The organism is Phreatobacter sp., assembly GCF_016793595.1.
In the GTDB taxonomy this organism is placed as follows: Bacteria; Pseudomonadota; Alphaproteobacteria; order Rhizobiales; family Phreatobacteraceae; genus Phreatobacter.
Genome location: NZ_JAEULY010000015.1, coordinates 265,236 through 291,976 on the forward strand (window position 1 = coordinate 265,236; position 26,741 = coordinate 291,976).

Annotated in this window: 29 protein-coding genes; 11 read left to right on the forward strand and 18 right to left on the reverse strand. The window is 68.2% G+C overall.

Going from position 1 to position 26,741, the window contains the following annotated elements:
• Window positions 1–11 precede the first annotated feature (11 nt).
• From JNK84_RS16235 to JNK84_RS16245, 3 genes are read right to left on the reverse strand one after another with little or no spacing between them, the layout of a single operon-like run.
• Window positions 12–248 carry a DUF4170 domain-containing protein gene (locus JNK84_RS16235; RefSeq protein WP_293425673.1) on the reverse strand — a complete coding sequence of 79 codons (237 nt, stop codon included), beginning with the start codon at window positions 246–248 and terminating at the stop codon, window positions 12–14.
• 52 nt (window positions 249–300) lie between these two features.
• Window positions 301–1,071 (reverse strand): 3'(2'),5'-bisphosphate nucleotidase CysQ, encoded by a 771-nt coding sequence (locus tag JNK84_RS16240; protein WP_293425675.1) that lies wholly within the window; start codon window positions 1,069–1,071, stop codon window positions 301–303.
• Window positions 1,058–2,407: a TldD/PmbA family protein gene (locus JNK84_RS16245; protein WP_293425677.1), complete on the reverse strand. Its 1,350-nt coding sequence runs from the start codon at window positions 2,405–2,407 to the stop codon at window positions 1,058–1,060. Before JNK84_RS16245 ends, JNK84_RS16240 begins: the two co-directional genes overlap by 14 nt.
• A 350-nt stretch (window positions 2,408–2,757) precedes the next feature.
• Between JNK84_RS16245 and JNK84_RS16250 the strand changes: the two genes are divergently transcribed.
• Complete coding sequence (locus JNK84_RS16250) at window positions 2,758–3,333, forward strand: DUF6101 family protein (protein WP_293425679.1); 576 nt, start codon at window positions 2,758–2,760, stop codon at window positions 3,331–3,333.
• A 121-nt stretch (window positions 3,334–3,454) separates the two neighbouring features.
• On the forward strand, window positions 3,455–4,153 hold the full coding sequence (locus JNK84_RS16255; RefSeq protein ID WP_293425681.1) for a DsbA family protein: 699 nt from the start codon (window positions 3,455–3,457) through the stop codon (window positions 4,151–4,153).
• A gap of 276 nt (window positions 4,154–4,429) precedes the next feature.
• Here JNK84_RS16255 and JNK84_RS16260 read toward each other — a convergent pair whose 3' ends face one another.
• From JNK84_RS16260 to JNK84_RS16280, 5 genes are all read right to left on the reverse strand, one after another.
• Window positions 4,430–4,909: a F0F1 ATP synthase subunit B family protein gene (locus JNK84_RS16260; protein ID WP_293425683.1), complete on the reverse strand. Its 480-nt coding sequence runs from the start codon at window positions 4,907–4,909 to the stop codon at window positions 4,430–4,432.
• Window positions 4,910–4,919: 10 nt separating this feature from the next.
• Window positions 4,920–5,453 (reverse strand): F0F1 ATP synthase subunit B, encoded by a 534-nt coding sequence (locus JNK84_RS16265; protein ID WP_293425685.1) that lies wholly within the window; start codon window positions 5,451–5,453, stop codon window positions 4,920–4,922.
• Between the two features lie 143 nt (window positions 5,454–5,596).
• Complete coding sequence (locus JNK84_RS16270; protein WP_106750262.1) at window positions 5,597–5,824, reverse strand: F0F1 ATP synthase subunit C; 228 nt, start codon at window positions 5,822–5,824, stop codon at window positions 5,597–5,599.
• A 61-nt stretch (window positions 5,825–5,885) separates the two neighbouring features.
• Window positions 5,886–6,635, reverse strand: coding sequence for a F0F1 ATP synthase subunit A (locus tag JNK84_RS16275; RefSeq protein ID WP_293425690.1), 750 nt, complete (start codon window positions 6,633–6,635; stop codon window positions 5,886–5,888).
• A 48-nt stretch (window positions 6,636–6,683) separates the two neighbouring features.
• A complete protein-coding gene (locus tag JNK84_RS16280) occupies window positions 6,684–7,034 on the reverse strand; it encodes an AtpZ/AtpI family protein (RefSeq protein ID WP_293425692.1) in 351 nt (116 codons plus the stop codon).
• A 342-nt stretch (window positions 7,035–7,376) separates the two neighbouring features.
• On the opposite strand from JNK84_RS16280, the gene JNK84_RS16285 reads away from it, so the two are divergent.
• The gene (locus JNK84_RS16285; RefSeq protein WP_293425694.1) at window positions 7,377–9,356 is read left to right on the forward strand and encodes a primary-amine oxidase; all 1,980 of its coding nucleotides are present in this window, start codon (window positions 7,377–7,379) and stop codon (window positions 9,354–9,356) included.
• Window positions 9,357–9,359: 3 nt separating this feature from the next.
• On the opposite strand, the gene JNK84_RS16290 is transcribed toward JNK84_RS16285, so the two are convergent.
• The 3 genes from JNK84_RS16290 to smc all read right to left on the reverse strand — a co-directional run bounded on the left by JNK84_RS16290 (window position 9,360) and on the right by smc (window position 14,079).
• Window positions 9,360–9,740, reverse strand: coding sequence for a BrnA antitoxin family protein (locus JNK84_RS16290; protein WP_293425696.1), 381 nt, complete (start codon window positions 9,738–9,740; stop codon window positions 9,360–9,362).
• On the reverse strand, window positions 9,691–9,972 hold the full coding sequence (locus JNK84_RS16295) for a BrnT family toxin (RefSeq protein ID WP_293425698.1): 282 nt from the start codon (window positions 9,970–9,972) through the stop codon (window positions 9,691–9,693). The genes JNK84_RS16290 and JNK84_RS16295 overlap by 50 nt, the downstream gene beginning before the upstream one ends.
• A 651-nt stretch (window positions 9,973–10,623) precedes the next feature.
• Complete coding sequence (gene smc / locus JNK84_RS16300; RefSeq protein ID WP_293425700.1) at window positions 10,624–14,079, reverse strand: chromosome segregation protein SMC; 3,456 nt, start codon at window positions 14,077–14,079, stop codon at window positions 10,624–10,626.
• A gap of 315 nt (window positions 14,080–14,394) precedes the next feature.
• On the opposite strand from smc, the gene JNK84_RS16305 reads away from it, so the two are divergent.
• Entirely contained in the window at window positions 14,395–14,517 is a 123-nt protein-coding gene (locus JNK84_RS16305; protein ID WP_293425701.1) for a hypothetical protein, read from the forward strand.
• 213 nt (window positions 14,518–14,730) lie between these two features.
• Here the strand turns inward: JNK84_RS16305 and JNK84_RS16310 are convergent, their stop codons facing one another.
• A complete protein-coding gene (locus JNK84_RS16310; protein ID WP_293425703.1) occupies window positions 14,731–15,315 on the reverse strand; it encodes a L,D-transpeptidase in 585 nt (194 codons plus the stop codon).
• 320 nt (window positions 15,316–15,635) lie between these two features.
• Here JNK84_RS16310 and JNK84_RS16315 point away from each other — a divergent pair, with 320 nt between their 5' ends.
• Window positions 15,636–15,809, forward strand: a complete 174-nt coding sequence (locus tag JNK84_RS16315; protein ID WP_293425705.1) for a hypothetical protein — start codon at window positions 15,636–15,638, stop codon at window positions 15,807–15,809.
• A 145-nt stretch (window positions 15,810–15,954) separates the two neighbouring features.
• On the opposite strand, the gene JNK84_RS16320 is transcribed toward JNK84_RS16315, so the two are convergent.
• On the reverse strand, window positions 15,955–16,596 hold the full coding sequence (locus tag JNK84_RS16320; RefSeq protein WP_293425706.1) for a LysE/ArgO family amino acid transporter: 642 nt from the start codon (window positions 16,594–16,596) through the stop codon (window positions 15,955–15,957).
• Between the two features lie 177 nt (window positions 16,597–16,773).
• Between JNK84_RS16320 and corA the strand changes: the two genes are divergently transcribed.
• A complete protein-coding gene (gene corA, locus JNK84_RS16325; RefSeq protein WP_293425708.1) occupies window positions 16,774–17,742 on the forward strand; it encodes a magnesium/cobalt transporter CorA in 969 nt (322 codons plus the stop codon).
• Between the two features lie 137 nt (window positions 17,743–17,879).
• Here the strand turns inward: corA and JNK84_RS16330 are convergent, their stop codons facing one another.
• Entirely contained in the window at window positions 17,880–18,296 is a 417-nt protein-coding gene (locus JNK84_RS16330; RefSeq protein ID WP_293425710.1) for a hypothetical protein, read from the reverse strand.
• Between the two features lie 133 nt (window positions 18,297–18,429).
• Here JNK84_RS16330 and JNK84_RS16335 point away from each other — a divergent pair, with 133 nt between their 5' ends.
• Entirely contained in the window at window positions 18,430–19,266 is an 837-nt protein-coding gene (locus tag JNK84_RS16335) for a helix-turn-helix domain-containing protein (protein WP_441343257.1), read from the forward strand.
• On the opposite strand, the gene JNK84_RS16340 is transcribed toward JNK84_RS16335, so the two are convergent.
• Together JNK84_RS16340 and JNK84_RS16345 are read right to left on the reverse strand one after the other, a co-directional pair.
• Entirely contained in the window at window positions 19,263–20,927 is a 1,665-nt protein-coding gene (locus JNK84_RS16340) for a cisplatin damage response ATP-dependent DNA ligase (protein WP_293425714.1), read from the reverse strand. The two genes, JNK84_RS16335 and JNK84_RS16340, sit on opposite strands and share 4 nt — an antisense overlap.
• A complete protein-coding gene (locus tag JNK84_RS16345) occupies window positions 20,924–21,973 on the reverse strand; it encodes a ligase-associated DNA damage response exonuclease (protein ID WP_293425929.1) in 1,050 nt (349 codons plus the stop codon). The genes JNK84_RS16340 and JNK84_RS16345 overlap by 4 nt, the downstream gene beginning before the upstream one ends.
• A gap of 230 nt (window positions 21,974–22,203) precedes the next feature.
• Here JNK84_RS16345 and JNK84_RS16350 point away from each other — a divergent pair, with 230 nt between their 5' ends.
• Window positions 22,204–22,374 carry a hypothetical protein gene (locus tag JNK84_RS16350; RefSeq protein ID WP_293425716.1) on the forward strand — a complete coding sequence of 57 codons (171 nt, stop codon included), beginning with the start codon at window positions 22,204–22,206 and terminating at the stop codon, window positions 22,372–22,374.
• 7 nt (window positions 22,375–22,381) lie between these two features.
• Entirely contained in the window at window positions 22,382–23,008 is a 627-nt protein-coding gene (locus tag JNK84_RS16355; RefSeq protein ID WP_293425718.1) for an SCO family protein, read from the forward strand.
• A 9-nt stretch (window positions 23,009–23,017) separates the two neighbouring features.
• On the opposite strand, the gene JNK84_RS16360 is transcribed toward JNK84_RS16355, so the two are convergent.
• Window positions 23,018–23,755, reverse strand: a complete 738-nt coding sequence (locus tag JNK84_RS16360) for an SDR family NAD(P)-dependent oxidoreductase (protein ID WP_293425720.1) — start codon at window positions 23,753–23,755, stop codon at window positions 23,018–23,020.
• Between the two features lie 110 nt (window positions 23,756–23,865).
• Here JNK84_RS16360 and JNK84_RS16365 point away from each other — a divergent pair, with 110 nt between their 5' ends.
• Both JNK84_RS16365 and eutC read left to right on the forward strand, forming a co-directional pair.
• On the forward strand, window positions 23,866–25,239 hold the full coding sequence (locus tag JNK84_RS16365) for an ethanolamine ammonia-lyase subunit EutB (RefSeq protein WP_293425722.1): 1,374 nt from the start codon (window positions 23,866–23,868) through the stop codon (window positions 25,237–25,239).
• 3 nt (window positions 25,240–25,242) lie between these two features.
• Window positions 25,243–26,034, forward strand: coding sequence for an ethanolamine ammonia-lyase subunit EutC (gene eutC, locus JNK84_RS16370; RefSeq protein WP_293425724.1), 792 nt, complete (start codon window positions 25,243–25,245; stop codon window positions 26,032–26,034).
• Here eutC and pdxH read toward each other — a convergent pair.
• Window positions 26,025–26,642 (reverse strand): pyridoxamine 5'-phosphate oxidase, encoded by a 618-nt coding sequence (gene pdxH, locus JNK84_RS16375; RefSeq protein ID WP_293425726.1) that lies wholly within the window; start codon window positions 26,640–26,642, stop codon window positions 26,025–26,027. The two genes, eutC and pdxH, sit on opposite strands and share 10 nt — an antisense overlap.
• Between the last annotated feature and the right edge of the window lie 99 nt (window positions 26,643–26,741).

A 26,741-nucleotide genomic window follows, 5' to 3' on the forward strand; every position in this document is an offset into this window, starting at 1 on the left:
CGAGCCCGTCCTCAGGCCGCGTCCGGATCGAGCAGGCGGTGCAGGTGAACGATGAAGTAGCGCATATGCGCATTGTCCACGGTCTGCTGCGCCTTGCCCTTCCAGGCGGCGTGAGCGGCGGCGTAATTCGGATAGATGCCGACGACATCGACCTTCGACAGGTCGCGGAATTCGGTGCCGGCGAGATGGGTCAGCTCTCCGCCGAACACCAGATGAAGAAGCTGCTTGGATTCCTCAGTGCCCGCCATGGCAGCGATGTCCCCGTCTCGATAAGTCGTCGCGATGATCGTCCGGCGGCGGTCAGCTGCCGCGCCGCACAATGTCGTATAGCGGCGATCCGGCGCAAACCAGCGGAAAATGAACCGGAACCGGCCTGTTATAGACAGGAACAGCCCCGTCGAACCCGGTCAGCGATGCCCCCGCTTCCTGCACCAAAAGATCGGCAGCCGCAAGGTCCCAGTCATGGCTCTGGCCGCCGGCGAAGGCGGCGTCGATCTCGCCCGCCGCGACCTTGGCGAAGCGCAGTGCCAGCGAATGGACCTTCGGCAGCAGGATGGCGCCGCCGCGCTGCGCCTTGTCCAGCATGGGCTTCGGCCCCGCGACCCGCGCGCCCATCAGGCCCTCTCGCGTGCCAGCCGCGAGCCGGCGGCTGCCGAGATAGGCGCCATGGCCGCGCGCGGCGGTGAAGACGCGGCCGGCCTCGGGCTCTGCGAGGGCGGCGGCCACCGGGCGGCCATCGCGCACCACCGCGACCGATATCGTCCAGTCGGGCAGCCCGCCGGCAAAGGCGCGGGTGCCGTCGATCGGGTCGACGATGAAGACTTCGCGCCGGTCGAGCCGGGCGGGATCGTCGGCGGTTTCCTCGGACAGCCAGCCGAAGCCCGGCCGCGCCGCGCGCAGCTCCGTCTTCAGAAAGGTGTCGATGGCGATGTCGGCTTCCGTCACCGGCGAGGAATGGCCCTTGGTCCAGGTGCGCATGCTGGCGCGCGCATAGCCGAGCGCCATCGCGCCGGCACGCACGGCGAGATCGGACAGCAGGTCACGGAGCTGGAGATCCTCAGCGTCCGGCAACGGTCAGCCCTTCCACCATGACGGTCGGCGCGTCGGTGCCATAGCGGAACGTCAGGTCGTTCGCCGGCGTCAGGTTGAGGAAGATGTCGGCGAGATTGCCGGCAATGGTGATCTCCGCGACGGGAAAGGCCAGTTCGCCGTTCTCGATCCAGTAGCCCGAGCAGCCGCGCGAATAGTCGCCGGTGACCATGTTGACGCCGTGGCCGATCATGTCGGTGACATAGAGCCCGTCCTTCACCGCGCCGATCATCGATTGGGGCGTCGCGGTACCGGCGGCGAGAAAGAGATTGGTCGCGCCGGGGGCCGGCGGCCCGCCGACGCCGCGCGAGGCATGGCCGGTCGTCTTCATGCCGAGTTCGCGGGCCGTCGCCGTATCGAGCAGCCAGCCGGTCAGCACGCCGTCGTCGACGAGGGTCATCGGCCGCGTCGCGACGCCGTCGCCATCGAAAGGCCGCGAGCCGAGGCCCCGGCGGCGATGCGGGTCGTCGACGATGGCGACACCCTGCCGGAACACGCGCTGGCCCAGCTTCTCGCGCAGAAAGGACGTGCCGCGCGCCACCGACTGGCCATTGGCCGCCGCCGCGAGATAGCCGGGGAAGCTGCCCGCCGTGCGCGGATCGAAGATCACGGGCACCTTGCGGGTATCGACCTTGCGGGGATTGAGGCGACGGACGGCGCGCTCTCCGGCGCTCCGGCCGATCGTCTCCGGCGCTTCGAGATCGGCGCGGTGACGCACCGAGGCGTAGTCGTAGTCGCGCTCCATGCCGGTGCCCTCGCCGGCAATGGCCGTGGTCGAGAAGGACGTGGACGAACCGAGCGAGACGCCCTCGAACCCGGTGGAGGTCACGAGCGCGAAGCCGCCGAGACCCGCGCCCGCGCCCGCGCCGCCCGACTTCGTGACGCCCGGCACGGCGAGCGCAGCGGCCTCGGCGCGGCGGGCGAGATCCTCCAGTTCCGCGACGCTGGTCAGCACCGGATCGAGGAGATCGAGGTCCGGCCAGTTGCGGGCGAGGTCGGCGGGGTCGGCGAGGCCGGCATAGGGGTCCTCGGGCGCGACCTTCGCGATGGCGACGGCCCGCTCGGCCAGCGCCGCGAAATCCTCGCGCGGATCGTTGGACGAGACGGAGGCGTTGCGGCGGCCGACGAAGACGCGCAGGCCGAGGTCGTCGCCCTCCGAACGTTCGGACCCCTCCACCTTGCCCTCGCGCATCTGGACGCTGACGGACATGCCGCGCACGGCCATGACGTCGGCGGCGTCCGCGCCGGCCTTGCGCGCCGCATCGACGAGGCGGCGGGCCCGCTCGACGAGCGCGCCGGTATCGAGAAGATCGGTCATGAAGGGCCTTGGAAAGGAACCGGGCGGGAAGCAGTGTCCTCCCCCGTGTAGGCATCGCGGCAGGCCGTTTCAAGGCACGGCCTCCGCGCCGGCGTCCGCCGGGGAGCGCGCCACGAACAGATTCCGTTCATCCTGTCGGTGAAGCTCCCGGAAAGCACGCCCGCCAAGTGTTCGGAAAGCAAGCTCCCCAAGCCTTTCTCAAGCATAGGGAATGATGGCGACTTTCCCCGGTCGGATTGAGGTCCGTTTAACCGTCCGCCTTAAGCTCCCCGACAAGGAATGCTGCGACAGTCCTCCCAACGAAGGGACGAGAGCCTGAGCACAGGCCATAGATCCCAGGGAGCATACCAGTGTCGCGTCAGACAGAGCCCGGCGGTGCCGCCGCCGGGATCGGGGCCGCCTTGCGCCTCGATCCCACTCATCTTCCCGCCCGCTACTCCGCGCCCGACAAGGGCGCGGATGGCGGCCAGCGGTCCATCGACCTCTCGGCCAGCCGGGTGGTGATCCGCCGGACCGCCTCGGGCGCGCGGATGAAGCTGCAGCTGCCGGTCAGCGCCTATCAGGGCGTCGCGGTGCGGCTCGCGGAGCCCGCGCAGGCCGATGCCGTCGAAGTCGTCCTCGTCCATGCCGATCCCGGCCTCAGCGTGCCGCTGTTCTCGGCCGGCGATACCGCCGACGTGGTCGCCGAATGGCAGCGCTGGGGCAATGCCCTCGCCATGCCGCTGCTGATCAGCCAACCCGACGGCTCGCTGCGCGAGGCCTTCGCCCGCATGGGCGCCGTCGCCCTCGGCAAGCCCGGCCCGCGTCGCCGCCGCCGCTCGGCGCTGCGCGCCCGCCGGCCGCAGGCCCTGATGCGCCGCCGGCCCGGCCGCGCGCTCGCCGGCCAGCCGGTGCATCGCGAACGCGAGATCATCGCCCGCAACTGACGATCCTCGCGCAAGCGTGACTTTCTGCGGTCTTCATGTGACGGCCCCGATGTTGCCACGCCTTCGGGGGAGGGTTATGCCCTGTCGATCCGGCCTCTCCGGCCGCCCGAGGACATGATCCATGCTGTCGCGCCGCCATCTTCTGGAAGGTTCCGCCGCCCTCGGGCTGGCTTCCACCCTCGGGACCCTGCCGCTCGCCGGCCCGGCTTCGGCGCAGGCCCGCCGTCCGGCCGCCGAGCGCGTCAATGTCGAGGAACTGATGCAGCCGGGCCCGCTCGGCGACGTCGTGCTCGGCAAGGCCGACGCGCCGGTGACCATCGTCGAATATGCCTCGCTGACCTGCGGGCACTGCGCGACCTTCCACACCACGATCCTGCCCGAACTCAAGAAGAAATATATCGAGACGGGCAAAGCCAAGCTGGTGTTCCGCGAATTCGCCCTGAACCAGCTCGACGCCGCCGTCTATATGCTGACGCGCTGCGCGCTCAACGCCGACGGCAAGACCGAGGGCGGCGATCAGGCCCGCTATTTCGCGCTGATCGACGTGTTCTTCCAGCAGCAGCGGACCTGGGCCTTCGGCGGCAATCCGCTGGAAGCCGTGACCGCCATCACGCGGCAGGCCGGCATCACGCAGGCGCAGTTCGAGGCCTGTCTCAACAACCAGCCGATCCTCGATGCGCTGAACTCCACCCGCGAGCGCGCCGCCAACGTCTTCGGCGTCGATTCGACTCCCACCTTCTTCATCAACGGCCGCCGCATGCTGGGCGCCCAACCTGTCGCCGAGTTCGAGAAGGTCATCGATCCGCTGCTGCCGGCCTGACGACCGCCCCTGCGGAGCGTTGCGGGGTCGCGCGCCGTCATGCCCGGCCTTGTGCCGGGCAGCCACGACTTGAACACGACGCCATGAAGGAATTCGTGGATGGCCGGGCCAGGCCCGGCCATGACGCGGAGGCCTTTGCCCGACGGTTCCGGCAAGCCGGAGACTTCGTGCCCACAGGCGAAACTTCCTGCCCGCAAACGAAAAGGCCGCCGAGGGATCGCCCCGGCGGCCTTTTCGGTATGTCCGTTGCCGGCCGACGAGGCCGGCTGAATGGGGTCAGTTCAGCTTCGACTTCACTTCGTCGATGCCGGCCTTGATGAAGGCCTCGCCGCCCGCGCCCTTGGCGAGGTCGGCAAGCACGGCGCCGGCGGCGGAGGTCGCCACATCGGCGGCGGCGGCGCGCACGTCGGCGATCGCCTGCGCCTCGGCCTGGGCGATCTTGGTCTCGGCCATCTTGGTGCGGCGCGCGACAAAGTCTTCCATCTTCGCCTTGGCTTCGGCGGCGAGACGCTCGGCGTCGGCCTTGGCGGCGACGACGATGTCCTTGGCCTCCTGCTCGGCGGCGGTCTGACGCTTCCGGTAGTCGGCGACGATGGCCTCGGCCTCCTCACGCAGGCGCTTGGCCTCGGCGAGGTCGGACGCGATGCGGGCCGAGCGCGCGTCGAGCGCATTCAGCAGGCTGGTATGGGCGCCCATCTTCCAGGCGATGGCGAAGAAAATGAGAAGGCCGATCCAGATCGGCAGATATTCGCTCATCCGGACCTCCTCAGCTCTTCAGCGCGGCGTCGACGGCGGATTCGACACGCGCAGCCTCAGCCTTCGCGCCGGCAAGGCGCTCGACGATGGCGTGCGCAGCATCCACCGCGATGGACCGCACGTTGCCCATGGCCGTCGTGCGGGCCGTGGCGATCTGGGCCTCGGCGGCGGACAGGTCGGCCGCGAGCTTCGCCTCGAGCGACTTGCGCTCGGTATCAGACTGACCGGTGATCTTGCCGCGCGTCTCGGCCGCGATGGCCTGGGCGTTGGCGCGAGCCTCGGCCAGCGACTTCTCGTAGGAGGCCGTGGCTGCGTCAGCCTCCGCCTTCATCGACTGGGCAGCGGCGAGATCGGCCGCGATGCGACCGGAGCGCTCCTCCAGGATGCCGCCGATGCGCGGCGCGATGTGCCGCGACATCAGGTAGTAGAGCAGGCCGAAGGCGATCGCCAGCCACAGGAGCTGCGACCCGTAGGTCTCGACCCGGAAGGCCGGGAAGCCGCCTTTGGACGGGACTTGCGTCCCGGAAGTGGTGTTCGTCGCCATTGCGGCACCCTATCGGCGTGCCCGGGCTTCTCGCCCGTCACGCGAAATCGAAGGCCGGCCGCGAGGCCGGGCGGTGAACGCCGGAACGGCCGCGACGGCGGAGCCCCGAGGCTCCGCCACGCAGCCGGGACGCCCGCCGCGGATCAGACCACGAAGAGCAGGACGAGGGCGACGACGAGCGCGAAGATGCCGAGGCCTTCCGCGAGCGCCGCGCCGACGATGGCGTTGGTGAACTGGCCGGCCGCGGCCGACGGGTTGCGCAGGGCGCCGGCAACGAAGTTGCCGAAGATGTTGCCCACGCCCATGGCGGCGAGGCCCATGCCGAGGCAAGCGAGACCAGCGCCGAGGAACTTGGCTGCAACCGGATCCATTTTGAACTCCTGTGAGGTGTTGGGAGCGAAGGGAGGATTAGCGACCTGCCGTCACCGATAATCAGTGATGGCCAGGATGGAGGGCGTCGTTGAGGTAGATGCAGGTCAGGATCGTGAAGACATAGGCCTGCAGGACAGCGACGAGGAATTCGAGCGCGGTGAGCGCGGTGATCATGAAGACCGGCAGAACCGAGCCGACCATGCCGACGGCGCCGGCACCGGCCATCGCGACGACGAAGCCGGCGAAGACCTTCAGCGCGATATGGCCGGCGGTCATGTTGCCGAACAGACGCAGCGACAGCGAGATCGGCCGCGACAGGAAGGAGATCACCTCGATGACCACGATGATCGGCAGGATCGCCTTCGGCAGGCCCGACGGCGCGAACAGCGCGAACCAGTGGGTGCCGTGCTTCATGATGCCGTAGATGATGACCGTCGAGATGACCAGCAGCGCCAGGGCGGCGGTGATGACGACGTGGCTGGTGACCGTGAAGGCGCCGGGAATCATGCCGATCAGGTTGGAGAACAGCACGAACATGAACAGCGAGAAGACCAGCGGGAAGAACCGCATGCCGTCGGTGCCGGCGGTTTGCCTGACCGTGCCGGCGACGAATTCATAGGCGAGCTCCGCCATCGACTGCATGCGCGTCGGAACCAGGCGGCGCCCGCTCGTCGACAGCAGCAGGAAGGCCGCCGTCAACCCGACGATGATGAACATGTGCAGGGCGGAATTGGTGAAGGCGAAGTCGGCGTTGCCGACCTTGATCGGAACGATGGGGACGAGCTCGAACTGTTTGATCGGATCGGCCATCGCCGGTCTGCTCCCGCATGCGATCTAGTCGGTGATCGGACCAGCTTCTCAGCCGCCCCGATTGGCCCGCTGGGCCGATCTGACGAGGTTGTAGATACCCGTCGCGAAGCCCAGCAGAAGAAACACGATGAGACCCCAGGGCCGCGTTCCGGCGAACCGATCCACCAGCCAGCCGATCAGCGCGCCGGCGATAACGCCGGACACGAAATCGGCGGAGAAGCGGAAGAGCTTCACCAGGCCAGACGGCTCAACCGCCGCTTGGCCAACCGGCGCCGTGCCCGAGGTCCGCTGCTGCTCGTAGGCTGCAAGCTTGGACTCGAGGGCGCGGCGACGCGCGTCGAGGTCGGCTTCTGTCGGTGGGCCCTGATCCGATCCCTGTCTTTTTCCGTCTTCCACCATGCCAACCTCGTCGGCCGGGCGGTCGTCGGAGCAAAAACACCGGAAAGAAGCCGGTTTGCCACCCCCGAAAGCCGGGCACACCTATAGTGATGCGGCGAAAAGGTGTCAAGGATCGCCGATCCATGTTCAAGGCATTGATATTGCTTGATATTACTTCAATGGAACCGATTGTCGCCCCTGCTCTGCGACAACACGCGCGCACTGCAGCATGCGGCACGCAAGGCTAGCCTTTGCCGCGAGATCGCAGGCAAACTCCGGCGCGGAAGCGATACGCTTCGTCCGCAGGCGGGCCGCGACCGGGGCCGCCAGGCCCGCGGCGACTTTCGACCATGGGGACACCGCATGACAACGGCACTATCGGCGACCGCGACCGCGCTGCACCCGCTCGATCCCCTGTCCGGCGCCGAGATCGCCGCCGCGCGCGCCATCCTCTTCGCCGCGAAGGCGCTGCCCGACACCACGCGCTTCGCCTCGCTCGAGCTCGACGAGCCGCTGAAGGCCGAGATCGCCGCCTGGACGCCGGGCCGGCCGATCCGCCGCCGCGCTTTCGCCATCACCATCGATGCCGCCACCGGCGCGGTCCACGAGGCGCTGATCGATATCGGCGCGGAGGCCGTCCTCGCCTTCGCCACCCGCGACACGAAGGCGCCCCCCTACGGCCAGCCCGCCGTCATCATCGAGGAGTTCTTCAAGGCCGGCGACATCGTCAAGGCCGATCCCGGCTGGCGCGCCGCCATGGCCCGTCGCGGCCTGACCGAGGACGAGATCGCGCTGGTGCAGGTCGATCCCTTCTCCGCCGGCTATTTCGGTCGCGACGCGGAACTCGGCCGCCGCCTCGTCAGCGCGGTCAGCTACTGGCGCGAGCACATCAACGACAATGGCTATGCCTCGCCCATCGAGGGCGTGGTGGCCCTGGTCGATCTCGTCGAGAACCGGGTCGTCCATCTCGTCGACGAAGCCGAGATCGTCCCGATCCCGCGGAAGCGCCGCAACTACGACCGCCAATCCCTGCCCCCGCCCCGCACCGACCTGAAACCCCTGAACATCGTCCAGCCGGAGGGCCCGAGCTTCAAGGTCGATGGCTGGAAGGTCGACTGGCAGAACTGGTCGTTCCGCATCGGCTTCACCGCCCGCGAGGGCCTCGTGCTCCATCAGCTCGGCATCAACGACAAGGGCCGCCTCCGCCCGATCATGCACCGGGCCAGCGTCACCGAAATGGTCGTGCCCTACGCCGACCCGACCGCCAACCACTTCTGGAAGAGCGCCTTCGACGCCGGCGAATACGGTCTCGGCAAGCTCGCCAATGCTCTCGAACTCGGCTGCGACTGTCTCGGCCTGATCCACTATTTCGACGTGCCGATGGCCGACGACAACGGCAATTCCACCGTCATGCCCAACGCCGTCTGCATGCACGAGGAGGATTACGGGCTGCTCTGGAAGCACTACGAGATGCGCACCGGCGTCTTCGAGGCGCGCCGCTCGCGCCGCCTCGTCATCTCGTTCTTCGCGACCGTCGGCAATTACGATTACGGCTTCTACTGGTACCTCTATCAGGACGGCACGATCCAGCTGGAAGCCAAGCTCACCGGCATCATCCAGACCGCCGCCGTCGCGCCGGGCAAGACCTATCCGTGGGGCGGCATGGTGGACGAGGGCCTCGGCGGGCCGACCCACCAGCACTTCTTCAACGTGCGCATGCACATGGCCGTGGACGGCGAGGGCAACACCGTCACCGAGCATGAATTCCAGCCGCGGCCATGGGGCACCGACAACCCCTACGGCAATGTCTTCGACACGACCTCGCGCGTCCTCGCCAACGAGCGCGACGCCGCCCGCGAGGCCGACGGAAAGACCGGCCGCTACTGGAAGATCACCAATCCCAACGCCAGCAACAGCGTCGGCAAGCCGACCGGCTACAAGCTGATCGTGCAGCCGAGCCCGCTCATGCTGGCGCAGGAGGGTTCCAGCGTCGCCCAGCGCGGCGGCTTCGCCACCAAGCACGTCTGGGTGACGCCCTTCGACCCTGCCGAGAGGTATGCCAGCGGCAACTATCCGAACCAGCATGCCGGCGGCGACGGCCTGCCAGCCTACATCAAACAGGGCCGCTCCATCGCGAATGCCGATCTCGTGGTCTGGCACTCCTTCGGCCACACCCATGTCTGCAAGCCCGAGGATTTCCCGGTCATGCCGATGGAATATGCCGGCTTCATGCTGAAGCCCAACGGCTTCTTCGTGGAGAATCCCGCCATGGACCTGCCCGCGGAGAAGAACCATGCCAGCGTGCAGCTTGGCGCGGGCAAGGATGGATGTTGCTGCGGGTGAGGGTTACTCGGCGGCAGTCTTCGGCGGGCGGCGCCTGACGGGGCCACCCTTCCCCCGGCGCGCCTTGCTCGCCTTCATGTAGGATCGCAGCACCGCATTGATGTGGGTCTGGTAAGGCCCCTTCTCCGTCTTGAAGAAGGCGAGAACGTCCTCGTCCAGCCGGATCGAGATCGCCGCCTTGCGCGGCGGCGGCGTCCATTCCGAGACCTTGCCGACGAAGACCAGTTCGGAACCGGCGAGGTCGAAGTCGGAATCGGGATCCTCGGCAATGGCGCGTTCGATGTCCTCGTCGGTCATCGCACGCACGCGCTCCCAGTCGGTCTCGCCCTTTAGCTTACCGGACCGAATGTCCTCCAGCGTGACGCGCGTAATCTTCTCTTTCATGGTCCCTCGCACGCCGGGCCGAGATCAGGCGGCGGCTCTCCCCACGCAAGGTCCAGACGACGGCGATCAGAACGCCATCGACCGATCCAATGGCTATCCAACGCGCTTCAACTGCGTGGGACGATTCATACACCGGGCCATCTTGATCGAAGACGTTGACTGCGTCCTCGAAGTCGATCCCGTGCTTCTCGATATTGGCGAGGCGCTTATTCTCATCCCACTCGAACTGCACGGCATATCTCCGACACGAACCGAACCAAAATGCTTGTCCTGTCGTGTCGGCACGATCGCCGATGAGGCGCTGGTCCGCGCCGATGTACCATCATACGTACGTATATACATTCATGTCAACGCCTCGCACCTTCGGCGATGAGCCCTTCGATCCAGCGAAGACCCTCAGCAATACGATGTCGGCCGTGCAGGAGCGCAGCACACAGCTGCATGATCAGCGGCGAGGCCTAGGAAATGCTGGGAGCCTTCCGCGGCTGCTGGATTGCCTTCCATTCGCTTTGGTCGGCCGGGAATGACGAGCTGCCGCAGGATCGCGTCTGGCCGTGAGCAAATCGGCGGCCGCCGCTCAAAACTCGTGCCGGACGCAGCTATCGAACGTGCCTGAAAGGTACCGAAACAGCGTTACGCTGTCAAGGACTTTGATCCTATTTTGGTCTCGTAGGAAAGCGACCACCTGCACCGACCTATTCGTCATGGCCGGGCTTAGCCCGGCCATCCACGACTTGAACACGAGGCCAGAGAAAGGCGTGGATGCCCGGCATAGCCGAGGCATTTACCTCGGCGTTCAGAGCAAGAGACGGCGGCTGAAGGCCGCTGAGGGCCGGGCATGACGCGGTGAAGGTCTTGAGAGGTCGCCGATCCGAACCCGGCCTCACTCCGCCGCGATCAGCCGCTCCGCCCGTCCCAGATCGACGCTGACCAGCGTCGAGACGCCGCGCTCGGCCATGGTGACGCCGAACAGCCGGTTCATCCGGCTCATGGTGATGGGGTTGTGGGTGATGACCACGAACCGCGTGTCGGTGGTCCGCGCCATCTCGTCCAGAAGGTCGCAGTAGCGCTCGACATTGGCGTCGTCGAGCGGTGCGTCGACCTCGTCCAGCACGCAGATCGGCGCGGGATTGGTGAGGAACACCGCGAAGATCAGCGCGATGGCGGTCAGCGCCTGTTCGCCGCCGGAGAGCAGCGACAGGGTCTGCGGTTTCTTGCCCGGCGGGCGGGCGAGAATGTCGAGGCCGGCTTCCAGCGGATCGTCGGATTCGACCAGTTGCAGTTCCGCCGTGCCGCCGCCGAACAGGGTCGTGAACAGCTTCTGGAAATTGCCGTTGACCGTGGTGAAGGAGGCGAGCAGGCGCTCGCGGCCTTCGCGGTTCAGCGCGCCGATGCCGGTGCGCAGCTTCTTGATGGCTTCGACGAGGTCGTCGCGTTCGGAGACCATGCCGTCGAACTGCGCCTGCACCTCGGTCAGTTCCTCGTCGGCGCGCAGGTTGACGCCGCCGAGCCGCTCGCGCTCGCGCTTCAGCCCCTCCAGCTTGTCCTCGACATCGCGGGCGGCGGGCAGGTTCGCCTCCGCATCGATCCCGGCAATGCGGGTGAGCGCCGGCGGCTCGGTTTCGAACTTCTCGGCGATCTCCGCGCCGATCTCCTGGATGCGCTGGCGGGAGGCTTCCAGCCGCGCCTCGGCGCGGACGAAGGCCTCGCGGGCGCCGGTCATGGCGTCGAGCGCCGCGCGCGCCGCGCGGTCGGCATCGGCCAGCGCGGTTTCGCCGGCGGCGAGCTGGTCGGCGGCGGCGCGCTGGGCGGCCTCCGCCTCCTGAATGCGCGCGATGACCTCGCGGCGCTTGACGAGATAGGTGTCGGGGGCTTCGGCAAGGGCCTGCGCCTCAGCCTTCGCCTCGACCTGCCGCTGTTCGAGGTCGGCGATCTGGCGGCCGGCATTGGCCTGCCGGTTCGCCCAGGCCTCGCGGTCGCGGCCGATCTCGGCGATGCGGCGGGTGCGCATCTCGGCCTCGCGGGCCAGACCCTGCGCCTCGGCACGCGCTTCGGCGAGCGCCGCCCGCCCCTGCGCGACCTCCATGCGAATCTCGGCAAGCGATGCTTCGAGCCGGCTCGCCTGTCCGAGCCCCTCCAGCGCGCGGACGGCGTCAGCCTTCACCGCGGCGGCTTCCTCGACGCTCGCCTTCAGCCGCAGCCGCGCCTCGACCAGCGCGGCAAGCCGGGTGGTGACGGCGGAGGCGGCGCGCTCGGCGGCCTGCAACTGGTCGCGCAGGCCGTCGGCGGCGCGCTGAGACGAACGCCAGCCGTCGCGGGCCGCCTGTTCGCGGGCGGCGGCGGCCTTGACCACGCCGACCGCGACATCGGCCAGCGCCTTGAGATCGTCGACCTTGGCCTTGGCGGTCACCAGATCCTTCTCGATATCGCCGAGGCGGTTGCGCTCGGCGAGACGGCGCGCGGCGGCGGTCGGCGCATTGGCGGCGACAACGAAGCCGTCCCAGCGCCAGAGGTCGCCTTCCTTGGAGACCAGCCGCTGCCCCGGCTTCAGGAGCTTCGCCAGCCGGCCGCCATCGGCCTTGGCGACGATGCCGATCTGGGCGAGGCGGCGGGCCAGCTCGGCGGGAGCCTTCACCCGCGCCGACAGCGGCTCGACGCCCTCCGGCAGGGCCGGATCGCCAGAAGCGTCCGCACCCGCCCAGTGCTGCGGCGAGGCCGAGGCGGTCGGCGCGTCGAGGTCGTCGCCGAGCGCCGCGCCCAAGGCCGTCTCGAAGCCGCGCGCGACCGAGATGGCCTCGACCACCGGCGGCCATAGCGACTTGTGCGCGACGTTCAGAAGCTTGGAGAGCGTGCGCACCTCGGTATCGAGGCGCTGCACGTTGCGCTCGGCATCGGCCAGTGGCCGACGGGCATCGCCCTCCTGGCTGCGTGCGACCGCATGGCCCTGTTCGGCGGCGACGGCCTCGGCCTCGGCGGCGGCGAGAGCCTCAGCCGCCTGTTCCAGCTGGGTCTTGAGCGCTTCGAGCCGCGCGGCATGATCGGAGCCGGCCTCCAGCTTCGCGGTCTCGGCGTCGATCTCGGCGAGCTGGCCTTCCAGCCGCACCATCCGCTCGGACGTGTCGCGGATCGAGCGTTCCAGCTGGTTGCGGCGGGCGACGATCTCGGCCAGCGCCGATGTTGCTTCGGCGAAGGCCTTTTCGGACGCGGCCAGCACGGTTTCGGCGGCAGCGACCTTCGTGGCGGCGGCCGCTTCGCCGCCCTTCGCGCCCTCGGCCGCGGCAGCGAGCTCCGCCGCCTCGGCAGCGAGCCGGGCGAGGACGGTGTCGGCATCGGCGCCCATCGCACGCTCGCGCGCGATGTCGGCGTCGAACTGCGCGAGCCGGCGCTCGAGTTCCTCCATGCGCGCGCGGGCGCGTTTCTCCTCGCCCTCCAGCTGATCCCGCGCGACGATCAGGCGCTGGAGCACCGCGCCGGCCTTGGCGGCCTCGTCGCGCAGCGCCGGCAGGTGGTGGGCGGCGACCGCCTGATCCTTCGCAGCGGCAGCCTGATCGGTGGTGCGCTGGGCGACCACGCGCGTCTCCAGCTCGACAAGGCGCTCGGCCTCTCGCACGGCCTCGGAGGCCTCGCGGAATTTCAGGAAGGCGAGCGTCGCCTCGCCCTTGCGGATATCAGCCGAGAGGCCGCGATAGCGCACGGCCTGGCGCGCCTGGCGCTTCAGGCTGTCGAGCTGCGTCTCGATCTGGGCGAGGACGGTTTCCAGCCGCTCCAGATTGGTCTCAGCCGCCTTCAGGCGCGTCTCGGCCTCGTGGCGGCGCGCATGGAGGCCGGAAATGCCGGCGGCCTCTTCGAGGATGCGGCGGCGCGCCTGCGGCTTGGCGTTGATGATCTCGCCGATCTGGCCCTGCCGCACGAGCGCGGGCGAGCGCGAGCCGGTCGAGGCGTCCGCGAACAGGATCTGCACGTCGCGGGCGCGCACCTCACGGCCATTGACCTTGTAGAGCGAGCCTGCCTCGCGCTCGATGCGGCGCGAGACTTCCAGCACGTCGTGGTCGTTGAACTGGGCCGGCGCGAGACGCTGGCCGTTATCGACCGTCAGCATCACTTCGGCGGTGTTGCGCGCGGGCCGGTTGCCGGAGCCGGAGAAGATGACGTCGTCCATGCCGGACGCGCGCATGTTCTTGAACGAGTTCTCGCCCATGACCCAGCGCAGGGCCTCGACGAGATTCGACTTGCCGCAGCCGTTCGGCCCGACGACGCCGGTCAGGCCCGGCTCGATCAGGAATTCCGTCGGCTCCACGAAGGTCTTGAAGCCGTGAATGCGCAGACGGGAAAATCGCATCACATGCCGGGCGGTTGAAGAACTGGGCCGAAGGCTGCCACGGATCGCCGCCAAACGCCATATCTAGCGTTGACGTCCCGCCGCACCCTCAACATCTTGCTGCACGTCTCGCTTCACCGTGGTCAGGCGGCGGCCCGCGCGCAACCCGGACCCGGCGACTTTTGCACAGGAACGGGCCGATATCCCCGATTCATCGGATACCGGCCAAACCGCCATGCTGCGGCGCACGACGACGTCCTTCCGAAGCTTTGCCGACATCGTGTAGAATCATTCGCATAAGCATCAGGACGGGAAAACCCGCCCGCGGAGGAAACCATGACGACGAAGACCATGCCGAAGCCCGTGAAGGGCGCGGTTCGGCTGGAAGACCGCTACGGCAATGTCGGCCTCAAGGCCGTTGCCGGCGCCATCAAGCCTCAGAAGCCGACCAAGTCCTGACCGCCGCGCGCGATTGGTCGCGCGCCAGTTCAACCGGCCTCCGCCCGCGGTCCGACCGCCCGGCGGCCAAAGCACTGCGCTCCAGCCAGACGCGTGCCCTCCCGGCAGCTGCAATTCTGCCGTTCCGGGCCGGCGAACATGCATGCCCTGAAACGACAACGGCGGCCCGCAGGCCGCCGCCGAAATTCCGCCGCGCCCGGAGGCGGCGCCGGGTCAGCGCACGATGACGCGCGTGCCGTTGCCGACGCGATTGTAGAGGTCGATCGCATGTTCGTTGTGCATGCGGATGCAGCCGGACGACACGGCCTCGCCGATCTGCAGCGGCGAATTGGTGCCATGGATGCGATAGAGCGTGTCGCGGCCGTTCTGGTAGAGATAGAGCGCGCGCGAGCCCATCGGGTTCTGCGGGCCGCCTTCCATGAAGGCGGGCAGCGTCGGCCAGCGGCGGCGCATCTCGGCCGGCGGCGTCCAGGTCGGCCATTCGGCCTTGCGCTGGATGATGGCGGTGCCGGTCCAGCCGAAGGCTTCGTTGCCGACCGCGACCTGATAGCGGATGGCGGTGCCGCCCTGCTCGACCAGATAGAGATGCTTGGACGCGGTCTCGACCACGATCGTTCCCGGCGCCTCGTTCGTGCGATAGGGCACGCGCAGCGGCATGCGCCAGTAGTCCATCTCGACCTGCGGCGCCTGCGCCATCAGCGTGCGATCACGATCGGATATCTGCCCGGACGAGGAAACCGTCTGGTTGTTGCAGCCGGCCAGCACCACGGCCGCCAATGCGAGAACGCCCCACCGCATGTCGAATGCCCTCTAGCAACGCTGTTGGGACGCGCAGGCCATCCACCTCGCGCGTTCCGTTCAACCCACAGTCATCCTTGTGGCGAAGGCATGACGCCGGGTCAACGCATTCAGCGACCGCAATGCGGCGAAACCCCTGAAACTGTTGCATTTCTGCCATGCCGTTGCAGGTGAGGTCGCCAACCCCTGTCCAGAAGACGGCATGGCATTGCCACGATCCTTTCACGATCGGGCCGAACGCACGCCGCACCGGGCGGCGAGTGTCGTGGGTGTCGGAACCGGGCCCATGCAACCCGCAAACGACCCGATGGAGACGAAACATGAAAACCGCCACGGCGGCCCCGAATGCCCTTCCCACCCCCAAGCGCGACGCCCTCGCGGAGCGCTATGGCCAGATCGGCATTTCCGCGGTCGCTGCTGCCGCACCTTTCATCCCGGCCCGCAAGCCGGCCCCGGCCCCCCAGCCGCGGCGCGACATCGTCGCCATGGACTGACGTTTTTCCGGCGATGGCCGGGCAACGTTTGGACTTCCCGCATGCCTCTCCTGAATGACTTAAAGGGCTGGTCGCAAGACCGGCCCTTTTTTTGTCCGGGAAAGGGCTGAGCCCGGTCGCAAGACCGGCCGCTGTTTGCCTGGCGTCACGGTCCCCGCCACCACGCGAGAAACAGGCTCGCGGCGATCGCCGCCATGACCAGCGCGATCAGCGCATCCAGAATTCGCCAGGCAGCCGGCCTTGCGAAGACCGGCGCCAGCAGCCGCGCGCCGTAGCCGAGCCCGTAGAACCACAGGGCCGAGGCGGCGCATGCGCCGACGGCATAGGCGACGCGCGCCGGTCCCTCGAACTGCGCCGACAGGCTGCCGACCAATACCACCGTGTCGAGATAGACATGCGGGTTGAGGAAGGTGAAGGCGAGAGCCGCGGCCAGCGTCGGGCCGAGCGCGGCGGACGCCGGTCCCGCTTCGGCGGTGAGCCGGCCGGGATCGAGCGCCCGGCGGCCCGCCTTCACGGCATAGGCGGCGAGAAACGCCGCTCCGCCCAGCGTGGCAGCCGCGATGAGCACCGGCGAGGACTGCACCAGCGTCCCCAGCCCCGCGACGCCGGCAACGATCAGCAGCGCGTCCGACAGCGCGCAGACCGTCGTCACCGCGAGGACATGCCGGCGCAGCAGCCCCTGCCGCAATACGAAGGCGTTTTGCGCGCCGATGGCGACGATCAGGCCAAGGCCGATGAGGAAACCGGTGATGGCGGGCTGCAGCAGCGTGGCGGCAAATGCGGGCATGACGGTCTCATAGCCGATCTTCCCCTATCGGCCGCAATGGCGACGCGCCGCCACAAATCGTCACGCTCGCGTCATGTTGTCGGGCCCATGTCCGGCGTCCCTGATCTTCGGCCGGCTTTCCAGCCTCGGCCGAACCGGCTACGGAAGCCGAGCCGTCACCCGCGGAGTGCGTCCCTCATGCTCAATGCCTATGCGGTCCAGAACGAAGCGCTCGTCAGGGTCGAGACGACGCATGACGCAGTGCCGCCCGAGGTGAAGTGGGTCGATCTGCTGACACCCGGGACCGGCGAGGACAAGCTCCTGGAGCGCTGCCTCGGCATCGAGATCCCGACCCACGAGGAAATGCTGGAGATCGAACCGTCGAGCCGGCTCTATGTCGATCACGGCGTGCGCTACATGACCGCCACCCTGCTCTGCAACACCGAGCTCGGCACGCCGAAACTGACGCAGATTTCTTTCGTGCTCGCGCCCGGCCGGCTGGTCACCGTTCGCTACGACACGCCGAAACCCATCAATCTGTTCCTCAACCGCGCGCAGAAGCCCGGCACCGTGCAGGGCAGCCCGGAATCGATCCTGACCGGTCTGCTCGACACCATCGTCGACCGCGTCGCCGACATCCTCGAAAAGGTCAGCGAGGAGATCGAGCAGGTCTCGACCGGCATTTTCCGCAAGACCGGCACGCAGCGCGACAAGCCTTTCCAGGAAGTGCTGCAATTTCTCGGCACCAAGGGCGAACTGGTCTCCAAGGCCCGCGAGAGCCTCGTCTCGATCAACCGCCTGCTGCTGTTCCTCGCCACCGAGATCGAGGGCAGCAAGGTGTCCAAGGACGTGCGCACCCTGGTCAAGACCCAGACGCGGGACGTGGAATCGCTGACCCAGCACTGCGATTCGCTGTCGAACAAGATCACCTTTCTCCTCGACGCGACGCTCGGCCTCATCGGCATCGAGCAGAACAACATCGTGAAGATCTTCGCGGTGCTTTCGGTGGTGTTCATGCCGCCGACGCTGGTCGGCACCATCTACGGCATGAACTTCAAGGCCATGCCGGAGCTTGCGTGGGAGTTCGGCTACCCCATGGCCATCGCGCTGATGCTGGTTTCGGGGATCGGCCCCTATTTCTATTTCCGCAAGAAGGGCTGGCTGTAGCCGGTTTCCCGCGGCCCCTCATGCGCCATGCCCGTCCTTGCGCCGGGCATCCACGCCTTCCTTCTTCGTCCTGTTCAAAGCGTGATGGCCGGGACAAGCCCGGCCATGACGAGACGGCTGCGCCTGGGGAGTTTGCTTCACTCCGCGGCGAGGCGCTTGGCGCCGATCACCTGCAGTTCGGCGAGGACGCCGACGAAGGCTGCCTGGGCGGCGACGAAGGCCATGCCGAACAGGTTCGGGCTGACGTAGCCGGAGAACAGCAGGCCGAGGCTGCCGCCCACCCAGACGGCGTTGACGAGTGCGATGGTCAGCACGGCCGGCCGGCTGGTCGCGGCGCGGGCGGCGACGAGGCCGACGCAGAGGGCAAAGGGGATCAGGATGGCGCCGGAGGCGCGCAGCAGCGGCACCGGCAGGTTCAGCAGGGGCCCGAGGATGCCGGCGCCCACCACCAGCATGACGCCCATGGCGCCCGAGGTGATCGCGTCGAAGGCCATCAGGCGGCGCAGGAAGGTGGCGGTGTCGGCGGCGCGGAAGAGGTTGAGGGCGAAGGACACGGGATGCTCCTGTTGGGGTCCGGCGCGGTCCGTTGTGTTCCGCGACTGTCGCCATGCTGACGGCCGGCGGTGCGCTGGTCGATTACCTCTGAGGTCATTGGTTGCGCGCCCCGCGCCCCGCTAATGTGAGTCCATGATGAACCAAGCCCGCACCAAGACCGCCGCCGCTCCCGCCCGCCAAGATGCGCGCCCTGTAGGGGATCACCTGCGCGAATGGCGTCAGCGTCGGCGGATGAGCCAGATGGACCTCGCCATGGAAGCCGATATCTCGACCAGGCACCTCTCCTTCGTGGAGACCGGCCGCTCCGCGCCGAGCCGGGAGATGCTCCTGAACCTCGCCGAACAGCTCGACATCCCCTTGCGCGAGCGCAACGTGCTGCTCGTGGCCGCCGGCTTCGCGCCGATCTTCCCCGAGCGCGGGCTGGACGATCCCGGCCTCGCCAACGCCCGCAAGGCCATCGACATCGTGCTCGCCGGCCACGAGCCCTATCCCGCCGTGGCGCTCGACCGGCACTGGACGCTGGTCGCGCATAACCGCGCTATCGCGCCCTTCCTCGAAGGCTGCGATCCCGCGCTTCTGACGCCGCCGATCAACATGCTGCGCCTGGCGCTGAACCCGAAGGGTATCTCGCCGCGCATCGATAATCTGGGGGAGGTGCGCGGCCACCTGCTGGCGCGACTCAGGCGGCAGATCGAACTGACCGCCGATCCGGTGCTAGAAGGTCTGCTGAAGGAGGTCTCCGGCTATCCCGTGCCGTTCTCGCACCCGCATCCGAAGAAGGGGCAGGAGGCAGGCGAGCTGTTCGTGCCGATCCGGCTGAAGACTTCGGGTGGGCTCCTGACGCTGATTTCCGCGACGACGGTGTTCGGCACGCCCATCGACGTGACGCTATCGGAACTCGCCATCGAGACCTTCCTGCCGGCCGATGCCACGACCGCCGAGGCGCTGCGCAAGATGATGCCGGGCTAGCCGACCAACCTCTTCTCCAGCGCCTCGATCCGGTCGGCCTCGCCCGGCGGCTTGTCCCAGCGGATGCGCGAGATGCGCGGGAAGCGCATGGCTATGCCGGACTTGTGGCGCGTCGAGCGCTGCAATCCCTCGAAAGCGATCTCCAGAACCAGCCCCTCGCGCGCGGTGTGCGTCACCTCGCGCACCGGTCCGAAGCGGTTGATCGTGTTGTTGCGCACGAAGCGGTCGAGTTGGCCGAGTTCCTCGTCGGTGAAGCCGAAATAGGCTTTGCCCACGGGGACGAGCTCGTCCGCGCCCATCTCGCCGCGCCAGACGCCGAAGGTGAAGTCGGAGTAGAAGCTGGAGCGCTTGCCGTGGCCACGCTGGGCGTACATCAGCACGCAATCGACCACCATCGGGTCGCGCTTCCACTTGTACCAGAGCCCCTTGGGTCGGCCCGGCAGATAGGACGCATCCCGCCGCTTGATCATCAGCCCCTCGATGGCGGCGGCGTCCTCGCCCGCCCCAGCCGCCTCAGGGTTTGCGCGAAACCCGGCAAGCGCGCCCCACGACGCGAAGGGCACCAGGGGCGAGAGGTCGATGCGCGGATTCGCGAGGCCGGCGACCAGCGCCTCCAGCCGCGCGCGCCGTTCGAGGAAGGGTTTGTCCCGCAGATCCTCGCCAGCCTCGAACAGCAGGTCATAGGCGCGGATATGGGCGGGGAAATCGGCGAGCATGGCTGCCGTCACCTGCTTCCGGTTCAGCCGCTGCTGGAGCACGTTGAAGCTCTGCACGCGGCCTTCGCGCAGGATCAGCAGTTCGCCATCGATGGCGCCGTCAAAATCCATGGCCTCGGCGAGATCGGGAAAGGCGCCGGAGATGTCCTCGCCGGTGCGCGAATAGAGCCGCGCGACGCGCCGGCCGGCGGCTGTGGCCCCAGCCGCTGCCTGAACGCGGATGCCATCCCACTTCCACTCGGCGGTGAAGTCGACAGGGTCCAGCTTGTCGAAATCACCGTCCTCGATGGCATGAGCCAGCATGGGCGGCCGGAACGGCGCGGGATCGGTAGCTTCCGGCCGAGGCGCGCGGCCTTCCACCCAGGCGAACAGGTCCTCGTAGGGCGGCGCGAGACCCGGCCAGACCAGTTCGATCTCGTCCGGCTCCCTCGCTCCCAACGCGGCGACCGCCGTCTTGGCGAGGCGCGCGGAGACGCCGATCCGCAGCGCCCCGGTGATCAGCTTCAGCAGCGCCCAGCGGCCGGTCTCGTCGAGATGGTCGAGCCAGCCGGCGATGAGCCTCGGCAGTTCGGTCTTCGAGGCGGTGGCGAGCGTCCCGACGACCTCCGAGAGCGTTGGCGCGGGCGGGGCGTTGTGGCCGGGGCGGGCAACATCGTCGTTCGCCGCCTTGGGCGGAGCCGGCCACATCAGCGCGACCGTCTCCGAGAGGTCGCCGACATAGTCGTAGGACAGCGCGAACAGAACGGGGTCGGTGCGCTCGGCAATGAGGCCGCGGATCAGGCCGGGCTTGGCGTGTCTGAACGACAGCGCGCCGGTCATGGCGGCAAGCGCGAAGCCGCGCTCGGGGTCCGGCGTATTGCGCAGGTAGTCCGCGATCAGCGCCAGCTTGCCGTTGCGGCGCGGTTCGTAGGCGAGGCGGTCGAGCAGGGCGGCGAATCGGTTCATGGCGAAGGCTCCGCCGGCGTCGCATCGCCAATAGCAGGCTCCGTCTCTCCCTCGTCGCCGTATCCCACCAGCCGCAGCGGCTTCGCCCGCAATCCCCGCGTACCGCACCAGTGGACGAGCGCGTCCTCCTGCCCGTGAGTGACCCAGATTTCCTCCGCTCCGGTGTCAAGGATCGTCTCGCCCAGCTCGTCCCAGTCGGCATGGTCGGAGACGATCAGCGGCAGTTCGATGCCGCCCTGCCGCGCCCGCGCCCTCACCCGCATCCAGCCGGAGGCGAAGCAGGTCACCGGATCGGGAAATCGCCGCGCCCAGAGGTCGCGCATGGAGCCCGGCGGGCAAATGACGATGGCGCCCGCGAGATCGGCCTTCGACGCCTCCTTGGCGAGGCGGATGTCGCCGAGCGCAATGCCCTCGCTCTCATAGAATCGCGTCAGCTTCTCGACCGCGCCGTGAATGTAGATCGGCCGCGCGTAGCCGGCGGCGCGGATCAGCGCCATGATCCGCTGCGCCTTGCCGAGCGAATAAGCTCCAACCAGATGGGCGCGCTCCGGGAACAGCCGCACGGAGGCGAGCAGTTTCGCCACCTCGTCCCGCGCGGACGGGTGGCGGAAGACCGGCAGGCCAAAAGTCGCCTCGGTAATGAAGACGTTGCAGGGCACGACCTCGAAAGCCTCGGCCGTCGGGTCCGCCGCGCGCTTGTAGTCGCCGGAAGCGACGATGGTCAGGCCGCGCCACGTGACCGCGATCTGCGCCGAACCGAGGATGTGGCCGGCGGGGTGGAAGGTGAAAGTGACGCCGTTGATGGTAACCGGCCGGCCCCATTCCGCCGCCTGCTCGCTGCCGGCGAAATCCTCGCCATAGCGGATCGCCATGATCTTCAGCGTGGCCGATGTCGCGAGCACCGCGCCGTGGCCGGCGCGCGCGTGGTCGGAATGGCCGTGCGAGATCAGCGCTCGCCCGACCGGCCGCACCGGGTCGATATGGATGCCGGCGGGCGGACAGTAGAGCCCTTGCGGCGTCGGCAGGAGGAGGTCGTCCGGGCGGATCATCGATCGAAGAGCGCCTTCCGGGGCAGCATTATCGCGTCATGGCCGAGCCTGTCCCGGCCACCCACGACTTGAACACGACATGACAGGAATTCGTGGATACCCGGGCCGCGCCCGGACATGACGCAAGGAGGCGGGCCTGTTTTCTCATCCGACTCACTCACGAAAACGGGACCAGCCGCGCGCAAGCGCCTTTTGCGTCCGGCCTCGCCAAGGATTACATAGACGTCATGACGCCCGACACGGTTCCGGACCTGGAAGCGGAGACGCCGCGGATCGCCCTCTGGGCGGCCGGCATCGGCATAGTGGCGCTCGCCCTGACCTCGGGCCTCCTGTGGTGGACGCAGGGCACGAAAGTGTTCCTCGACACGCTCGCCGCCGGCCTCGCCTGGTGCTTCTGAGACAGCCATGACCTCCTCGCCCCCGGGCGCCCCCGGCCGCCGCTCCCGCTCCGCCGCGCTGATCCTGTCGCTGGCGCTTCTCGTTGGTGGCCTCGGCATTCTCGCGCTGGTGGTGCACTTCACCATGCCGCGTGGCGGCCAGATGGCAACAGCGCCCTCCGCCATCGGCGGCGCGTTCCAGCTCACCGACCAGACCGGCAAGCCGTTCACCGAACAGGACCTCGCCGGCAAGCCGAGCCTGATCTTCTTCGGCTTCACCCATTGCCCGGACATCTGCCCGACCAAGCTGTTCGAGATGACCCAGGCGCTCGACCGGATGGGCGCCGATGCCGCGAAGGTCAACACGGTGTTCATCACCGTCGATCCCGCCCGCGACACGCAGGAGCTGATGGCCGCCTATATGGGCAGTTTCCACCCCACCATCAGGGGCCTCACCGGCACCGACGAACAGGTGCAGGCCGCCATGCGCGCCTATCGGGCCTATGGCCGCCGGGTGCCGCTGGAAGGCGGCAACTACACGATGGACCACACGGTCTTCGTGTATCTGATGGACAAGAGCGGTCGCTTCATCTCGACCTTCGACGTCGCACGCGACCCGGCGGCCGTCGCGCAGGAGCTGCGCCGCTACTTCTGAGACAATCGCTCAGACGTGCTGGCCGCCATTGATGTGGATCTCGGCGCCGTTCAGATAGCTCGATGTCTCGGTGCACAGCACGTAGATGATCTTCGCAACCTCGTCCGGCGTGCCGAGGCGGCGCATCGGAATCTGCTCGACGATCTTCTCGGTGCCCGGCGACAGGATCGAGGTGTCGATCTCGCCCGGCGCGATGGCGTTGACGCGGATGCCGTGCGGCGCGAAATCGGCGGCCATCTCGCGAGTGAGGCCGGCGAGCGCCGCCTTGGAGGTGGCATAGGCCGCGCCCGCGAAGGGATGGACCCGCGACCCCGCGATGGAGGTGACGTTCACCACCGATCCCTTCGCCTCGGCAAGCTCCTTCAGAAGTCCGCGCGCCAGCAGGATCGAGGCGAAGAAATTCACCTGCATGACCTGCTGCCAGACCTTCAGCGGGGTATGCAGCGAATCGAGCCGCGCGCCGCCCTCGCCCTTCGGCGAGATGCCGGCATTGTTGACGAGGGCTTCCAGCCGGCCGCCGGTGAGCCGCGTCCTGATCTCGTCGATGGCGCGCTCGGTGTCGGCCGGGTCCGCCAGATCGACCTGGATGTGATCCTCCGGCCCCATCTCCCACGGGCAGTTCTCCGGGAAGGACTGGCGCGAACAGGTGATGACCCGCCATCCCGCCGAGGAAAAGCGCTTCACCGTGGCGTGACCAATGCCGCGGCTGGCACCGGTCAGGAGCATGGTTCGACGCGGCTGGTTCATCGTCGGATCCTTGGGCATGTCATCGCTGTGCGGAGGAATGGACCTCGGCGGCCCGTGGGCTACACTCCATAGACCAGTTCGGACAGATAAGCATCCAGCGAGGATCAACAATGCCGTTCCGTGCCAATGCCGGCCGGACCACCTATGCCTTCGCGGACCTGAAGGACCTCATGGCCAAGGCCTCGCCGCCTCGGTCGGGCGATCAGCTCGCCGGTATCGCCGCAGCAACGATGGAGGAATGCGTCGCGGCGAAGATGGTGCTGGCCGACCTGCCGCTGAAGGCGATCCTCGCCGAACCGCTGATCCCCTACGAGGCCGACGAGGTGACGCGCCTCATCCTCGACAGCCATGACATCGGCGCTTTCGCGGCCGTGGCGCATCTGACCGTCGGCGAATTCCGCGACTGGCTGCTGTCGGAGGCCGCGACGACCGGCGCGCTCGCGGCGCTGGCGCCCGGCATCACGCCGGAAATGGCGGCGGCCGTCTCCAAGCTGATGCGCAACCAGGACCTGATCCTCGCCGCGCGGAAATGCGAGGTCGTCACCCGCTTCCGCAACACGATCGGCCGGAAAGGCACCATGGCCGTCCGGCTCCAGCCGAACCACCCGACCGACGATGCCGCCGGCATCGCCGCCTCCATCGTCGATGGGCTGATGTACGGGGCGGGAGACGCCACGATCGGCATCAACCCCGCCTCGGATTCGCTCCCCGGCATCGGCGACCTGCTCAAGCTGATCGACGCGATCATCCAGCGTCACGAAATCCCGACCCAGGGCTGCATCCTCACGCACGTCACCTCGTCAATCCAGCTGATCGAGCGCGGCGCGCCGGTCGATCTCGTGTTCCAGTCGGTGGCTGGCACGCAGAAGGCGAACGAAGCCTTCGGCATCTCGCTGTCGGTGCTGAAGGAGGGGCTCGACGCGGCCCGCTCGCTGAAGCGCGGCACGGTCGGCGACAACGTCATGTATTTCGAGACGGGCCAAGGTTCGGCCCTGTCGGCGGAAGCCCATCACGGCATCGATCAGCAGACACTGGAGGCGCGCGCCTATGCGGTCGCCCGGGCCTTCTCGCCGCTGCTCGTCAACACGGTCGTCGGCTTCATCGGCCCGGAATATCTCTACGACGGCAAGCAGATCATCCGGGCGGGGCTGGAGGACCATTTCTGCGGCAAGCTGATGGGCGTGCCGCTTGGCTGCGACGTCTGCTACACCAACCACGCCGAGGCCGATCAGGACGACATGGACACGCTGCTCACCTGCCTCGCGGCGGCCGGCGTCTCCTACATCATGGGCGTGCCGGGCGCGGATGACGTGATGCTCAACTACCAGTCGACCTCGTTCCACGACGCGCTCTATGTGCGCGAGGCTTTCGGCCTGAAACGCGCGCCGGAATTCGAGGGCTGGCTTCAGCGCATGGGCATCGCGGATGCGGAAGGCCGCCTGAGGCCACCCGATCCCGGCCATCGGCTGATCGCGGCGGAATAGGCCATGGCCCAGCCGCCCGACCGCAACCCCGCCGATCCCTGGCGGCATCTCACGGCGGCGACGCCCGCGCGCATCGCGCTGGGACGGGCCGGCGGCTCGCTGCCGACGCGCGAGGTGCTGCGCTTTGCCCTGGCGCACGCACGGGCGCGCGATGCCGTTCACGCCGATTTCGACAGCCGGACGCTCGCGGATATGCTGCGCGCGGAGGGGCTCGTCACGGTTGACGCGACGAGCCGGGCGGCGGATCGCGCCGCCTATCTGCGCCGACCGGACTGGGGGCGTGACCTGTCGGAGGCCTCGCGTGCGGTGCTGAAGCCCGATGGCGCAGCCGGCGAACTCGTCGTCGCGGTGGCGGACGGCCTGTCGGCAACGGCGGTCGAGGCCCATGCCGTGCCGCTGGTGAAAGCCCTGCGCCCGCTCCTGGAAAAGATGGGCATTCCGCTCAGTTCGGCCGTCATCGCCACCGGCGCGCGCGTCGCGCTTGGCGATGCCATCGGCCAGGCGCTTGGCGCGCAGGCGGTTCTGGTGCTGATCGGCGAGCGACCGGGCCTCTCCTCCCCAGACAGCCTCGGCGCCTATCTCACCTTCGACGCACGCCCGGGCCGGATGGATTCGGAGCGCAACTGCGTCTCGAACATCCGACCCGAGGGGCTGCCCGTGGAGGCCGCCGCCCTCAGGCTCGGCTGGCTGATCGGCGAGGCTTTCCGCAGGAGGCTGACCGGAGTGGCACTGAAGGACGAGAGCGAGGCTCTGCCGGCAGCCCCAGCAGACCCGTCGCTATCGCCTCACGGATAGAGCCGGCTCTTCGCCGCCCACGGCCCTTCCGGCCTGTCCCGACGGAACTGCACGCGGTCGTGCAGGCGGAACGGCCGGTCGTGCCAGAACTCGATGGAGACGGGCAGGATGCGGAAGCCGGTCCAGTGCGCCGGACGCGGCACCTCGCCGATGGCGTATTTCGCCGTGTAGGTCGCCACCGCCTTTTCCAGCGCGAAGCGGCTTTCCAGCGGCCGCGACTGCTGGCTCGCCCAGGCGCCGATGCGGCTGCCGCGCGGGCGCGTCGCGAAATATTCGTCGGCCTCGGCGTCGGTGACACGCTCGACCGGCCCGCGCACCCGCACCTGCCGGCGCAGCGACTTCCAGTGGAATACGGCGGCCGCCTTGCCCTGCCCGATCAGCTCGGTGCCCTTGGCGCTCTCGGTGTTGGTGTAGAAGACGAAACCCCTGACATCGACGCCCTTCAGGAGCACCATCCGCACGTTCGGCAGACCATCGCCATCGACGGTGGCGAGCGCCATCGCGGTCGGGTCGTTCGGCTCCGACGCGGTGGCGTCGGCCAGCCACCGGTCGAACAGGACGAAGGGCTCGTCGATTTGCGTAAAATCGTCCTGATCCGAACCGGACATTAACCAACTCCGATGTTGAGTGTCTCCAGAGCCATCAAAAGCTCGGGAGTTGCAGGCGTATGGGTGAAACGGCAGGCGTCCGCCGCATCTATAGCGAAA